The 12,576-nt window shown below is 65.1% G+C and carries 14 protein-coding genes; 11 read left to right on the top strand and 3 right to left on the bottom strand.

Annotation, left to right across the window (positions count from 1 at the left end; all coding sequences use genetic code 11):
* Position 1: 1 nt before the first annotated feature.
* Positions 2 to 808: an inositol monophosphatase family protein gene (locus tag G3580_RS10610; protein WP_173765348.1), complete on the bottom strand. Its 807-nt coding sequence runs from the start codon at positions 806 to 808 to the stop codon at positions 2 to 4.
* A gap of 64 nt (positions 809 to 872) precedes the next feature.
* Between G3580_RS10610 and G3580_RS10605 the strand changes: the two genes are divergently transcribed.
* From G3580_RS10605 to iscX, 11 genes are all read left to right on the top strand, one after another.
* Entirely contained in the window at positions 873 to 1,601 is a 729-nt protein-coding gene (locus G3580_RS10605) for an RNA methyltransferase (protein ID WP_173765346.1), read from the top strand.
* Positions 1,602 to 1,667: 66 nt separating this feature from the next.
* Positions 1,668 to 2,423: a serine O-acetyltransferase gene (cysE, locus tag G3580_RS10600; protein WP_173765344.1), complete on the top strand. Its 756-nt coding sequence runs from the start codon at positions 1,668 to 1,670 to the stop codon at positions 2,421 to 2,423.
* A gap of 82 nt (positions 2,424 to 2,505) precedes the next feature.
* Positions 2,506 to 2,985 (top strand): Fe-S cluster assembly transcriptional regulator IscR, encoded by a 480-nt coding sequence (gene iscR, locus G3580_RS10595; protein ID WP_173765342.1) that lies wholly within the window; start codon positions 2,506 to 2,508, stop codon positions 2,983 to 2,985.
* Positions 2,986 to 3,006: 21 nt separating this feature from the next.
* Positions 3,007 to 4,155: a cysteine desulfurase family protein gene (locus tag G3580_RS10590; RefSeq protein ID WP_173765340.1), complete on the top strand. Its 1,149-nt coding sequence runs from the start codon at positions 3,007 to 3,009 to the stop codon at positions 4,153 to 4,155.
* Between the two features lie 47 nt (positions 4,156 to 4,202).
* On the top strand, positions 4,203 to 5,411 hold the full coding sequence (locus G3580_RS10585; RefSeq protein ID WP_173765338.1) for an IscS subfamily cysteine desulfurase: 1,209 nt from the start codon (positions 4,203 to 4,205) through the stop codon (positions 5,409 to 5,411).
* Between the two features lie 22 nt (positions 5,412 to 5,433).
* Positions 5,434 to 5,826 carry a Fe-S cluster assembly scaffold IscU gene (gene iscU / locus G3580_RS10580; protein WP_173765336.1) on the top strand — a complete coding sequence of 131 codons (393 nt, stop codon included), beginning with the start codon at positions 5,434 to 5,436 and terminating at the stop codon, positions 5,824 to 5,826.
* A 13-nt stretch (positions 5,827 to 5,839) separates the two neighbouring features.
* Entirely contained in the window at positions 5,840 to 6,163 is a 324-nt protein-coding gene (gene iscA / locus G3580_RS10575; protein ID WP_173765334.1) for an iron-sulfur cluster assembly protein IscA, read from the top strand.
* Positions 6,160 to 6,714, top strand: coding sequence for a Fe-S protein assembly co-chaperone HscB (gene hscB, locus G3580_RS10570; protein ID WP_173765332.1), 555 nt, complete (start codon positions 6,160 to 6,162; stop codon positions 6,712 to 6,714). Before iscA ends, hscB begins: the two co-directional genes overlap by 4 nt.
* Entirely contained in the window at positions 6,714 to 8,582 is a 1,869-nt protein-coding gene (hscA, locus tag G3580_RS10565; RefSeq protein WP_173765330.1) for a Fe-S protein assembly chaperone HscA, read from the top strand. The genes hscB and hscA overlap by 1 nt, the downstream gene beginning before the upstream one ends.
* Before the next feature lies 1 nt (position 8,583).
* Complete coding sequence (gene fdx, locus G3580_RS10560) at positions 8,584 to 8,928, top strand: ISC system 2Fe-2S type ferredoxin (protein ID WP_173765328.1); 345 nt, start codon at positions 8,584 to 8,586, stop codon at positions 8,926 to 8,928.
* On the top strand, positions 8,925 to 9,119 hold the full coding sequence (gene iscX / locus G3580_RS10555) for a Fe-S cluster assembly protein IscX (RefSeq protein WP_173765326.1): 195 nt from the start codon (positions 8,925 to 8,927) through the stop codon (positions 9,117 to 9,119). The genes fdx and iscX overlap by 4 nt, the downstream gene beginning before the upstream one ends.
* A gap of 81 nt (positions 9,120 to 9,200) precedes the next feature.
* Here iscX and G3580_RS10550 read toward each other — a convergent pair whose 3' ends face one another.
* Entirely contained in the window at positions 9,201 to 9,659 is a 459-nt protein-coding gene (locus G3580_RS10550; RefSeq protein WP_173765324.1) for a response regulator, read from the bottom strand.
* A 14-nt stretch (positions 9,660 to 9,673) separates the two neighbouring features.
* Positions 9,674 to 12,547 carry a PAS domain-containing protein gene (locus tag G3580_RS10545; RefSeq protein ID WP_173765322.1) on the bottom strand — a complete coding sequence of 958 codons (2,874 nt, stop codon included), beginning with the start codon at positions 12,545 to 12,547 and terminating at the stop codon, positions 9,674 to 9,676.
* Positions 12,548 to 12,576 lie beyond the last annotated feature (29 nt).

Raw genomic sequence — 12,576 nt, 5'->3', positions numbered from 1 at the left:
CTCAGGCGGCGACGTCGGCCGGGCGGTGGGCCTGGATGATCGGCAGCAGCTGGGCGAACACCTTGGGTGTGCCCGCCACCACGTTGCCGGTGTGCAGGTACTCGGATTCGCCGGCCAGATCGCTGATCAGCCCACCGGCCTCCTGCACCAGCAGCGCGCCGGCGGCCATGTCCCAGATCGACAGGCCCAGTTCCCAGAAGCCGTCGGCACGGCCGCAGGCGACGTAGGCCAGATCGAGCGCGGCGGCGCCGGGACGGCGGATACCGGCGGTCTTCTGGCACACGTCCTTGAACATGGCCAGATAGGCATCCACATGATCGAATTCGCGGAACGGGAAGCCGGTGGCGATGAGCGACTCGGCCAGCTTGTTGCGGCGCGAGACGCGGATGCGGCGCTCGTTGAGCATGGCGCCGGCGCCCTTGGTGGCGGTGAACAACTCGTTGCGGGTGGGGTCGTACACCACGCCCTGCTCGACCACGCCATTCTTGGCCAGGGCGATGGACACCGCGTACTGGGGGAAGCCATGGATGAAGTTGGTGGTGCCGTCGAGCGGGTCGATGATCCACTGGAACTCGCTGTCCGCGTTGCCGGCGGTGCGCCCGGACTCTTCTGCTAGAATGCCGTGCCCCGGGTAGGCGTCGAGCAGGGTCTCGATGATGGCGGCTTCCGCAGCCCGGTCCACCTCGGTGACGAAATCATTGGCGGCTTTCGCTTCGACCCGGATGCGGTCGACGTCGTTGGCGGCGCGGTTGATGGTGTTGCCCGCGCGGCGAGCGGCCTTGATGGCGATGGAGAGCGTGGGGTGCATGGGGCGGTCCGTTGCGTCAGGAATCGAACCTGCTCGCTGAAAATTAAAAACCTCGAATTCTAATATGAAAGCCCCCTCTTTGCTTGGCCGCGTGCGTGTGGTCCTGAGCCGTACCAGCCACCCCGGCAACATCGGCGGTGCCGCCCGCGCCATGAAGACCATGGGGCTGGGGCAGCTAGTGCTGGTAGCGCCGCACGAGTTTCCCAGCGAGATCGCCACGGCACGCGCCTCGGGTGCGACGGACGTGCTCGCCTCGGCCCGTGTCGTCGACACCCTGGAGGTGGCCCTCGAGGGCACCGTGTTCGCGGCCGCGATGACCGCGCGGCGCCGCGAGCTGTCCTTGCCCATGCAGTGGTCGCGCGAGGCTGCCGATACCGTCGCCGGCTATGCCGCCCAGGGCGACGTGGCCCTGGTGTTCGGCAACGAGACCAGCGGGCTCTCCAACGAGGAACTGGCTCTGTGCCAGTTGCCGGTGATGATCCCGACCAACCCGGACTACAGTTCGCTGAATCTCGCCGCGGCGGTGCAGATCCTGTGCTACGAGATGCGCCTGCGCCTGAGCGCGTCGGCACCCGCGCCGGACGGCCTGGCGGCGCCCGCGAGCTTCGAGGAAGTCGAGGGGTTCTACGGCCATCTGGAGTCGGCGATGATCCGCAGCGGGTTTCATGATCCGAGCAACCCGCGCCGGCTCATGGCGCGCATCCGGCGCCTGTTCGGGCGCATCCGGCTCGAGCGCGAGGAGGTCGGCATCCTGCGCGGGATCCTCAGTGCGCTGGACAGAAAAGTCGATTAAAATTGTCGGAAATTAAATGGTGGCGCCGTTCTGGGCGCCCGTCCGCTCATTCACGGGGAGGGGTTCATGTTCAGCCGATTGCGTGAAGACATTGCCAGTGTGCGCAGCCGCGATCCCGCGGCCCGTTCGTCGCTGGAGGTGCTCACCTGCTATCCCGGCATTCATGCCCTGATCTTTCATCGCGTCGCCCATGGCGCGTGGACGCGCGGCTGGCATTGGCTGGGGCGTTTCATCAGTCACCTGGGGCGCTGGTTGACCGGGATCGAGATCCACCCGGGGGCGATCATCGGCCGTCGCGTCTTCATCGACCACGGCTTCGGTGTGGTCATCGGCGAGACCGCCGAGGTCGGTGACGACTGCACCATCTATCAGGGCGTGACCCTCGGCGGTACCTCGCTGTATCGAGGCGAGAAACGCCACCCGACGCTGGGTCGGGGCGTGGTCGTCGGTGCCGGCGCCAAGGTGCTGGGCGGGTTCGACGTGGGCGATAACGCCAAGATCGGCTCCAACGCGGTGGTGGTCAAACCGGTGCCGGAAGGGGCGACCGCAGTGGGCAACCCGGCGCGCATCCTCGATCGCAGCAAGGATGAGGAGCGCGCGCAAAAGGCCGAGCAGATGGGGTTCTCCGCTTATGGTGTGACCCGAGACATGGACGACCCGCTCGCCAAGGCCTTCCATGGTTTGCTGGACCACGCCGTCGATACCGACCGGCGCATCGAGGCCTTGCTCAAGCGTCTCGAGGCGGCCGGCGTCGCGCTCGAGGAGGAAGAGAAACACTGCGAAACCCTCGATGCCGAGCGCCTGAGCAAGATGGTGGATTGATCCGGATAATTGTTGATCACTTTAGTCGGGTACTGTATAGTCGAGTCAAATATTCAGGTATTGACGAGCGAGGACACTTGCGATGAGACTGACCACCAAAGGCCGCTTTGCGGTGACCGCGATGATCGATCTGGCATTGCGCCAGGACGGTGGTCCGGTGACGCTGGCCGGCATTGCCGACCGTCAGAGCATTTCCCTGTCGTATCTCGAGCAGCTGTTCGGCAAGTTGCGCCGGCATGAACTCGTCTCGAGCGTGCGCGGCCCCGGGGGCGGTTACACGCTGGCGCGCGAGATGGGCGAGATCACGGTGGCCGACATCATCGTTGCAGTGGACGAGCCGCTCGACGCGACCCAGTGTGGTGGCAAGGCGAACTGCCAGGACGACCACCGCTGCATGACGCACGACCTGTGGACCAACCTGAACAAGCGCATGTTCGACTACCTCGATTCGGTGACCCTGCACGGGCTGGTCGAGCAGCAGCATGCCCGCGAGGCGAAGGTGTCGGTGCTCAAGGATCAGCGCAAGAGCTGTCCGGACGGAGAATCGGTCGCCGCTGCCTGAAGGCCGAAGGAAGTCGTCGTCATGTTTGCGCCCGTCTATCTCGATCACAATGCCACGACGCCGCTCGATCCCGCGGTGCGCGAGGCCATGCTGCCCTATCTGGATGCCCGCTTCGGCAATGCGTCGAGCCGGCACGAGTACGGGCGTCAGGCACGCGATGCCATCGACCGGGCGCGTGCCCGGGTGGCTGCGGCGGTGGGTGCGCATCCGACGGAAGTGGTGTTCACCAGCGGTGGGTCCGAGGCCAACAACCTGTTCCTGAAGGGCGCGGCGGCGACGATGAAGCCGGGTGTGCTGGCGGTCAGCCGCATGGAGCATCCGTGCGTGCGGGAGCCGGCGAAACAGCTGGCGCGTCTGGGCTGGCAGCTCGAGTGGATCGACGTGATGCCGTCCGGCGTCGTGGATTCGGGGCAATATGCCGAATGCCTGGCGAAACGGCCACGGATGGTCTCGGTCATGTTGGCGAACAACGAGACCGGCGCGATCCAGCCGATCGCCGATCTGGCGGCCAAGGCGCGCCAGGCGGGGGCGTGGTTCCACACCGACGCGGTCCAGGCGCTGGGCAAGGTGCCGGTCGATTTTCGTGCGCTGGGTGTTCATGCGATGACGCTGTCTGCGCACAAGATATACGGCCCGCTCGGCGCTGGAGCGCTGATCGTGGACAAGCGGGTGGAACTGTCGCCACTGATTGCCGGCGGCGGACAAGAGCGTGGCCTGCGCTCTGGCACCGAGAACGTGGCGGCCATCGTCGGTTTTGGTGCTGCCTGCGAGTTGGCCGTGCAGCGCCTCGAGACCGAAGCGATGCGTCAGCGCAGCTTGCGTGATGATTTCGAGGCCGCGCTGAGCGACATGCAAGCGACGGTGTTCGCTGCAGGTGCGCCGCGCCTGCCGGGTACCAGTTTCTTCGCCTTCGACGGGATCGATGGTGAAACCCTGGTCGGCAAGCTCGACCGCGCCGGATTTGCATGCGCCAGCGGTTCGGCCTGCTCGAGCGCCGATCCGGAGCCGTCGAAGACGCTGCTGGCCATGGGCGTGGCGCCGGAACTGGCCCGCAGTGCGGTTCGGGTGAGCGTCGGGCGCGGAACCTCGGCCGAGGATATGAATCGATTGATCCAGGCGTTGAGGCAGGAAGTACAGGCCTTGCGCGGTCTTGCCGCGATGGCGGTGTGACGTAAATTCAAAGGCGCCCGGTGGCGCTGCGACGGAGAGAAGCTGCAATGAAATTTCCCATCTATCTCGACTATTCGGCGACGACGCCGGTTGATCCGCGCGTGGCTGACAAAATGATCCCCTATCTGGTGGAGCACTTTGGCAACCCCGCCAGCCGCTCGCACGCCTATGGCTGGGAAGCGGAAAAGGCGGTGGAGATCGCGCGCGCCGAGGTGGCGGCGCTGGTCAATGCCGATCCGAAGGAAATCGTGTGGACATCCGGCGCGACCGAGTCGAACAACCTCGCCATCAAGGGCGCAGCCCAGTTCTACCAGAGCAAGGGCAAGCACGTGATCACCGTCAAGACCGAGCACAAGGCCGTGCTCGACACGGTGCGCGAACTGGAGCGCCAGGGCTTCGAGGCGACCTACCTGGACGTCCAGGAGAATGGTTTGATCGACCTCGACGCCTTCAAGGCGGCGCTGCGTGACGACACCACGGTGGTGTCGGTGATGATGGTCAACAACGAAGTCGGCGTGATCCAGCCGATCGAGCAGATCGGCGAGATCTGCCGCGAGCGTGGCATCGTGTTCCATGTGGATGCGGCGCAGGCCACCGGCAAGGTGGAAATCGACCTGCAGAAGCTCAAGGTGGATCTCATGTCCTTCTCGGCCCACAAGACGTACGGCCCCAAAGGCATCGGCGCGCTTTACGTGCGTCGCAAGCCGCGCGTGCGCCTCATCGCGCAGATGCATGGTGGCGGTCACGAGCGCGGCATGCGCTCCGGCACCCTGGCCACGCACCAGATCGTCGGCATGGGGGAAGCCTTCCGCATCGCGCGCGAGGAGATGGCGACCGAGAACGAGCGCATCCGCATGCTGCGCGATCGCCTCATGAAGGGGCTGACCGACATCGAGGCCACCTATGTCAACGGTGACGTGGAACAGCGCGTGCCGCACAATCTGAACATTTCCTTCGCCTATGTCGAAGGTGAGTCGCTGATCATGGCCATCAAGGATGTGGCCGTCTCGAGCGGTTCGGCCTGCACCTCGGCGAGCCTGGAGCCGTCCTACGTGCTGCGGGCCCTGGGGCGCGACGACGAACTGGCGCACAGCTCGATCCGCTTCACCATCGGCCGTTTCTCGACCGAAGAGGAAATCGACTACACCATCGACCTGCTGCACAACAAGATCTCCAAGCTGCGCGAACTGTCGCCGCTGTGGGAGATGGTGCAGGAAGGCGTCGATCTGAACACCGTGCAGTGGGCCGCCCACTGAGCGTAACGAGGAGAATCAACTCATGGCATACAGCGACAAGGTCCTGGACCACTACGAAAACCCCCGCAACGTCGGTTCGTTCGAAAAATCCGAAGAGGGCGTGGCGACCGGCATGGTCGGCGCGCCGGCCTGTGGCGACGTGATGAAGCTTCAGATCAAGGTCAACGGCTCGGGCGTCATCGAGGACGCCAAGTTCAAGACCTACGGCTGTGGCTCGGCCATCGCTTCCAGTTCCCTGGTGACCGAATGGGTCAAGGGCAAGACGCTCGACGAAGCGCTCGAGATCAAGAACACCGCCATCGCCGAGGAACTGGCCTTGCCGCCGGTGAAGATCCACTGTTCGATCCTCGCCGAGGACGCCATCAAGGCGGCCGTGGCGGACTATCGCAAACACCACGGTGGTGACGCCGAGTAAGGAGTACAGCAGCATGGCTATCACTCTCTCCGAATCCGCTGCCAACCACGTGTCGCGCTTCATCGAGAAGCGCGGCAAGGGCATCGGCATCCGCCTGGGCGTGAAGACCTCGGGTTGTTCCGGCATGGCCTACAAGCTCGAATTCGCCGACGAATCCCAGGACGACGACATCGTCTTCGAGAGCCACGGGGTCACCGTCCTGATCGATCCGAAGAGCCTGCCGTATCTCGACGGGACCGAACTGGATTTCGTCCGTGAGGGGCTGAACGAAGGCTTCAAGTTCAACAACCCGAACGTCAAGGATGCGTGCGGCTGCGGCGAGAGCTTCAACGTATGAGGGAACTGGCGGAGGGCGCCCGCTCGCTGCAGCAGGACTACTTCGCGCTGTTCGATCTGCCGCGCCGCTTCGCCGTCGATACCGACCGGCTCGAGCAGGCCTATCTCGATCGCCAGGGACAGGTGCATCCGGATCGTCACGCCCACCGCTCCGACGCCGAAAAACGCGTCGCCATGCAGTGGGCGACGCGCATCAACGAGGCCTACCGGACCTTGCGCAAACCGCTCGCCCGGGCCCGTTACCTGCTCGAACTGCAGGGGTTCGACGTCGGCGTCGAAACCAACACGGTGATGGCGCCCGAGTTCCTCATGGAGCAGATGGAGTGGCGCGAAGCGGTCGAGGAGGCGCGCGACGGCGCCGACCTGACCGAGCTGGAACACCTGCACCGGCGCCTCGTCGCCCATGCGCGTGAGGTCAATGCCCGTCTCGGGGTTCAGCTCGACGGGGAGCCCGCCGACCTGGATGGCGCGTCCGATACGGTGCGGCGGCTCATGTTCATCGAAAAACTTCAAGAAGAGATCGACGACGCGATCGAAGCGTTGGAAGACTGATGGCATTACTTCAACTTGCAGAACCGGGCATGTCGGCGGCCCCGCACGAGCATCGGCTCGCCGTGGGCATCGACCTGGGAACGACCAATTCTCTCGTGGCGACGGTGCGCAACGGCATCGCCGTGTGCCTGAACGACCACAGCGGGCGCGCCATGCTCCCGTCGGTGGTGCGCTACACCCGTGAAGGCACGGTGGAAGTCGGGCGCGAGGCGATCGCCGCCCAGGTGCGCGATCCGAAGAACACCATCGCCTCGGTCAAGCGGTTCATGGGGCGCGGGATCAAGGACGTCGCCTACATCGAGTCCATGCCCTACGATTTCAAGGACAGCGAAGGCATGCTGCGCCTGCGGACGGTCGCGGGGGAAAAGACGCCGGTCGAGGTGTCCGCGGAGATTCTCAAGGTGCTGCGCGTGCGTGCGGAAGAGAGTCTGGCCGGTCCGCTGGTCGGAGCGGTCATCACGGTGCCGGCCTATTTCGACGACGCCCAGCGTCAGGCCACCAAGGATGCGGCACGCCTGGCCGGGCTCAACGTGCTGCGGCTGCTCAACGAACCGACCGCTGCCGCGGTGGCCTACGGGCTCGACAACGCCGCCGAAGGGGTCTATGCGATCTACGATCTGGGCGGCGGCACCTTCGACATCTCCATCCTGCGTCTGTCCAAGGGTGTGTTCGAGGTCATGTCAACCAACGGCGACGCGGCGCTCGGCGGCGACGATTTCGATCACCGTGTGCTGTGCTGGATCGTCGAGCAGGCCAAACCGGCGCCATTGTCCGAGACCGATGCACGGCACCTGCTGGTGCTGGCACGGGCTGCCAAGGAGCGGCTCACCATCGAGGAGCAGACCCGGATCTCCACCACGCTGCGCAGTGGCGAGGAGATCGACCTGGTGCTCACGCGCGACGCCTTCGAAGAGGCCACCCGGCATCTGGTCAACAAGACCCTGGCGCCGGTGCGGAAGGCCTTGCGCGATGCGGGCTTGAGCCCGGACGAGGTCAAGGGCGTGGTCATGGTCGGTGGCGCAACGCGCATGCTGCATGTGCAGCGCGCGGTGGGCGACTATTTCGGTCAGGCACCGCTGACCAATCTCGATCCGGACAAGGTCGTCGCGCTCGGGGCCGCGATGCAGGCCAACGTGCTCGCCGGTAATCGCGGCGCGGATGACGACTGGCTGCTGCTCGATGTGATTCCGCTGTCGCTCGGCCTCGAGACCATGGGCGGGCTGGTCGAGAAGATCATTCCGCGCAATTCGACCATTCCCATCGCCAAGGCGCAGGAATTCACCACCTTCAAGGACGGCCAGACGGCCATGGCCATCCACGTGGTCCAGGGCGAGCGGGAGCTGGTGTCCGACTGCCGTTCGCTGGCACGCTTCGAGCTGCGTGGCATCCCGCCGATGACCGCCGGAGCCGCGCGTATCCGCGTCACCTTCCAGGTGGACGCGGACGGCTTGTTATCGGTAGCGGCACGGGAGATGTCCGCCGGCGTCGAGGCGCATGTGACCGTCAAGCCTTCGTACGGTTTGTCGGACGACGAAGTGTCGGAGATGCTCAAGTCGGGCATCGAGCATGCCGGGGACGATGCCCAGGCGCGTGCGCTGCGCGAACTGCAGGTCGAGGGTCGGCGCATGATCGAAGTCGTGTCGCAGGCGCTCGCGGCCGATGGCGAGTTGCTCGACGCGCAGGAACGCGCGACGGTGGACGCGGCGCTCGGGGCGCTGGGCGAGGCCGTCGAGCAGGATGACTCCGCCCGTCTGCGCCAGTGCCTGGATGGCCTGGGACAGGCGACCGACGCTTTTGCCGAACGGCGTATGGACAAGAGTATCCGGTCGGCGCTCGCCGGCCAGAAGGTCAACGAACTGAAGGTATGAAATGACTCAGATTGTCGTGCTGCCGCATGTGGAGCTGTGTCCGGAAGGGGCGGTCATCGAGGCCGAGGCCGGGCAAAGCATCTGCGATGCACTGCTGTCGAACGATATTGAAATCGAGCACGCTTGCGAGAAGAGCTGTGCGTGCACCACCTGTCACGTGATCGTGCGCGAGGGCTTCGAGTCGCTCGAGGAGGCCGATGAGGCCGAGGAAGATCTGCTCGACAGAGCATGGGGGCTGGAGCCGATGTCACGCCTGTCGTGTCAGGCCCTCGTCGCCGATGCGCCTTTGGTGGTCGAGATTCCGAAGTACACGATCAACATGGTCAGCGAGGGGAACCACGGATGAAATGGACCGATGTGGAAGAGATCGCGATCCAGTTGTCGGACGCCCACGAGGACGTGGATCCGACGCAGGTGAATTTTGTCGACCTGATGAACTGGGTTCTGGCGCTGCCCGAATTCGATGATGATCCGGGCCACTGCGGCGAGCGGATCCTGGAGGCGGTTCAGCAGGCGTGGATCGACGAAGTGGCGTAAGCGATCAGCTCGTACCGGTCGAGCATGCGAATGACGAGGCGCCCGGATGGGCGCCTTCTTTTTTGATCGGAAGAGCCGAAACTAGTCGGGCAGCCCCGCGCCCGGCTCGGCGGACTCGTTCAGCGACAGCCAATAGACACCGAGCTGGCCGACGGCCTGGATGAACTGTTCGAAGTCCACCGGCTTGCGGATGTAGCTGTTGGCGCCGAGGCGATAGGCCTCGAGGATGTCCTGCTGTTCCTTGGAGGTGGTGAGCACCACCACCGGCAGCAGGGACGTGCGTTCGTTGGCGCGAATGCGCTTGAGCACTTCGAGGCCGTCGATGCGCGGCAGCTTCAGGTCGAGCAGGACCACGGCCGGCATCACCGAGGTATCGCGTCCTTCGTGGCTGCCGGTGCCGAACAGGTAGTCCAGCGCCTCGACGCCGTCGCGGGCCACGATGACCGGATTGGGGATGGTGTTCTTGCTGAACGCGCGGAGGGTCAGCGCTTCATCGTCGGGGTTGTCTTCGACAAGCAGAATCGGGCGCTCGGTCGGCATCCTGTTGTTGTTTCCTAACCAAGGGTGAAATAGAAGGTCGCGCCCTTTTCGATCTCGGCCTCGGCCCAGACGCGCCCGCCATGGCGATGGATGATGCGCGCCACCGTCGCCAGTCCGATGCCGGTGCCGGCAAAATCACTGTCCCGGTGCAAGCGTTGAAAAGCGCCGAATAGCTTGTCCGCATAACGCATGTCGAATCCGGCGCCGTCGTCGCTGACAAAATACACCGGCTGTCCATTCTGGTGCAAGCAGCCGACACGCAGGTTTGCAAGTGGATGATTCGCCGTGAATTTCCACGCGTTTCGCAGCAGATTGTCCATGACAATCCGCATGAGGTTGCGATCCGCGCGAATGCGGATGTCCGGATCGATCTCGAGATGGACGCTTCGATGGGGAGATTCGGCGTGCAGGTAGTCGCCGATTTCGGTGGCCAGCTCAGAGAGCGAAAAATCGCTCCGGTGCATCTCGTCGCGGGTGATCCGCGAGAGCTTGAGCAGATCGTCGATCAGGTGCTGCATGCGTGCAGTCGCGGCGCGGATGCGGTTGATGTAGCCCAGTCCGGTGGTGTCGAGCTGTTCCGCGTAGTCCTCCTCGAGCATGCGTGAGAAGCCGTCGATGCCGCGCAGCGGCGAGCTCAGGTCGTGGGACACGGAGTAGCTGAAGGATTCGAGTTCCTTGTTGGCCACGGTCAGTTCGGCGGTACGCTCGCGAACCCGCGTCTCGAGGGCGTTGTTCAGGGCGCGGATTTCCGCTTCCGCCTTGATGCGATCGCTGATGTCCACGCCGATGCCGACCAGGTGGCTGACGCCGCGCAGCTCGACGTGAACGATCGTGAACACATGGGGCACGCTGCGCCCGGTGGGGTCGATCAGGCGGGCGTCGACGCTGGTCTGATCGATCGCCTGCGCCTGTTCGAGTGCGCCGCGGATGGTATCGCGATCGTCGGCATGGAACAGGGCGAGCAGGGATTGCGCGGCCGCCTGCTCCGGGTCGCGGCCGGCGAGCCGGGCCAGGTTGGCGTTCCAGCGGATGATGTCGTCCGGCAGACGCAGGAGGAAGAAGACGCCGGGCAGACTGCGGATGATGGCGTCCGACAGTTCGCGCGCTTCGCGCAGGGCGTCGCTGGTGGTCTTGAGCGAGGTGATGTCGGCGAAGATCCACAGGGCGCCGTCTTCGGCGCGTTGCGGATTGACCCGCTGGCTGGTGATGAAGAACCAGCGCCGGGCACCGTCGTGGCGCTCGATCTCCACTTCCCGGGTGACCTGACCGCCGCCGGCCGGATCATGGCCGGCCGGGCCGAGCAGCCCGGTCAGGGGGCGGCCCGTCGCATCGTCCGGTTCGCAGGCGAAGAGCTCGGCGAAACGCCGGTTGGCGGCGACGATCTGGCCGTCCTCGACGAAGGCGATGCCCACCGGTACGTTGTCAAGGATGGCCTGTTTCTCTGTGAGCAGCGCGCGGATGCTCTCCTGCGCCCGCCGCTGTTCGGTGATGTCTCCGCTCGAGCCGGCAAAGCGGACGACCTGACCCCGTTCGTCCCATACCGCCTCGCCGCGGCTGCGGAACCATCGGTAGTGGCCGTCGCGATGCCGGAGCCGGTAGGTGACGTCGTAGGGCTCGTGGGTCTTGAAGTGATGAGCGACCTGGGCTTCGATGCGCTCGAGATCTTCCGGATGAACGAGGGCCAGGAAGGCACTGCGCTTGTTCGGTAGCTCGTCGTCGCGGTAGCCGAGCAGTTGCTTGAAGCGTGGCGACAGGTAGTAGCGCTCGGTCTTCAGGTGCCAGTCCCAGATGCCGTCGGAAGAGCCGCGAATGGCGTAGTAGAGACGCTCCTCGCTCTCCCGGTGTGCCGCTTCGGAGAGTTTCTGGGCGTGGATGTCGGTGATCGAGCCGGCGTATCGGTACGCCTTGCCTTCGCCGTCCCAGCGCGCCTGGCCACGCCCGCGGAACCAGCGATAGCTGCCGTCCCGGCAACGCAGCCGATAGACCTCGTCGAAGTTGCTGCGGTTTTCCAGATGGTCGTACTGGGCGGCGAGCACGCGGTCGCGATCGTCCGGATGCAAGGCGGTGGAGAAGAAGAAGCCGCGGCGGAATTCGGCCTCGTCGTGGTAACCGAGCAACTCGCGGAAGCGGGGCGAGAAATACACCTCGTTGGCCATCAGATCCCAGTCCCAGATGCCGTCGCTGCTGCCCTGGACCACCAGGGACAGACGATCGTCCTTGGCCTTGAGGCGCTGGAACTGGTCGGAGAGCCGTGCCGCCATGCGGTTGAAGGCCCGCGCCAGCTCGCCGATCTCGTCCTTGGCTTCGTCCTGGATACGGATATGCATGCGACCGGTGCCGAACTGCTGTCCGGCGTCAACAAGGCGTTGCAGGCGCCGGGTCACCCCGATGGCGGATAGAGCGATCAGCGCCGCAGACAGCATGATCAGCACGGCGCCGGCCAGCACCATGTAGCCGAAGTAGCGGCCGTGGCGGGATGCGTGGCGCCGATCGGTGACGGCGAAGCGCACGGTAGCCAGGGGGCGGTTGCGATCGGTGAGCTCGAACTGGGTACCGTCGACGCCATCGCCCGCGGTGTCTTCTGGCTCGCGCAGCAGGGGAATGCCGGAGGGCGAAACGACTTCGATGTGCGACAGACCGTTGTCGATCAGCGCGCTGCGGGCAATGGCGCGTGCCGCGTGCCGGTCGCCGGCAACGAGTGGTGGCGTCAGTGCCGCGCTCAGCAGGGGCTGGATCTGCGCTTCGAGCAGGGCGGCGTCCTCGCGTGCGCTGCGATCGAGCAGTTGCCAGCCGGTCGCGGCGATCAGACCGATGGTGACCGTCTGGACCAGCAGGACGACGACGAGCAGCTTCGTTCGCAGACGGATGCGGCCAGCGCGTGCGCGCATGTCAGCAGGCGGCGTGCGGCGGGTGCAGC

This window comes from Nitrogeniibacter mangrovi (assembly GCF_010983895.1).
GTDB lineage: Bacteria > Pseudomonadota > Gammaproteobacteria > Burkholderiales > Rhodocyclaceae > Nitrogeniibacter > Nitrogeniibacter mangrovi.
This window is presented reverse-complemented; position numbering and strand designations above follow the sequence as displayed.

Bases quoted from the DNA above. Each gene is read 5' to 3' on its own strand.
- G3580_RS10550 (WP_173765324.1), bottom strand. From the start codon at position 9,659: ATGCCGACCGAGCGCCCGATTCTGCTTGTCGAAGACAACCCCGACGAT.
- G3580_RS10545 (WP_173765322.1), bottom strand. From the start codon at position 12,547: ATGCGCGCACGCGCTGGCCGCATCCGTCTGCGAACGAAGCTGCTCGTC.
- iscA (WP_173765334.1), top strand. From the start codon at position 5,840: ATGGCTATCACTCTCTCCGAATCCGCTGCCAACCACGTGTCGCGCTTC.
- iscX (WP_173765326.1), top strand. From the start codon at position 8,925: ATGAAATGGACCGATGTGGAAGAGATCGCGATCCAGTTGTCGGACGCC.
- G3580_RS10585 (WP_173765338.1), top strand. From the start codon at position 4,203: ATGAAATTTCCCATCTATCTCGACTATTCGGCGACGACGCCGGTTGAT.
- G3580_RS10590 (WP_173765340.1), top strand. From the start codon at position 3,007: ATGTTTGCGCCCGTCTATCTCGATCACAATGCCACGACGCCGCTCGAT.
- hscA (WP_173765330.1), top strand. From the start codon at position 6,714: ATGGCATTACTTCAACTTGCAGAACCGGGCATGTCGGCGGCCCCGCAC.
- cysE (WP_173765344.1), top strand. From the start codon at position 1,668: ATGTTCAGCCGATTGCGTGAAGACATTGCCAGTGTGCGCAGCCGCGAT.
- iscR (WP_173765342.1), top strand. From the start codon at position 2,506: ATGAGACTGACCACCAAAGGCCGCTTTGCGGTGACCGCGATGATCGAT.
- iscU (WP_173765336.1), top strand. From the start codon at position 5,434: ATGGCATACAGCGACAAGGTCCTGGACCACTACGAAAACCCCCGCAAC.
- G3580_RS10605 (WP_173765346.1), top strand. From the start codon at position 873: ATGAAAGCCCCCTCTTTGCTTGGCCGCGTGCGTGTGGTCCTGAGCCGT.
- hscB (WP_173765332.1), top strand. From the start codon at position 6,160: ATGAGGGAACTGGCGGAGGGCGCCCGCTCGCTGCAGCAGGACTACTTC.
- fdx (WP_173765328.1), top strand. From the start codon at position 8,584: ATGACTCAGATTGTCGTGCTGCCGCATGTGGAGCTGTGTCCGGAAGGG.
- G3580_RS10610 (WP_173765348.1), bottom strand. From the start codon at position 808: ATGCACCCCACGCTCTCCATCGCCATCAAGGCCGCTCGCCGCGCGGGC.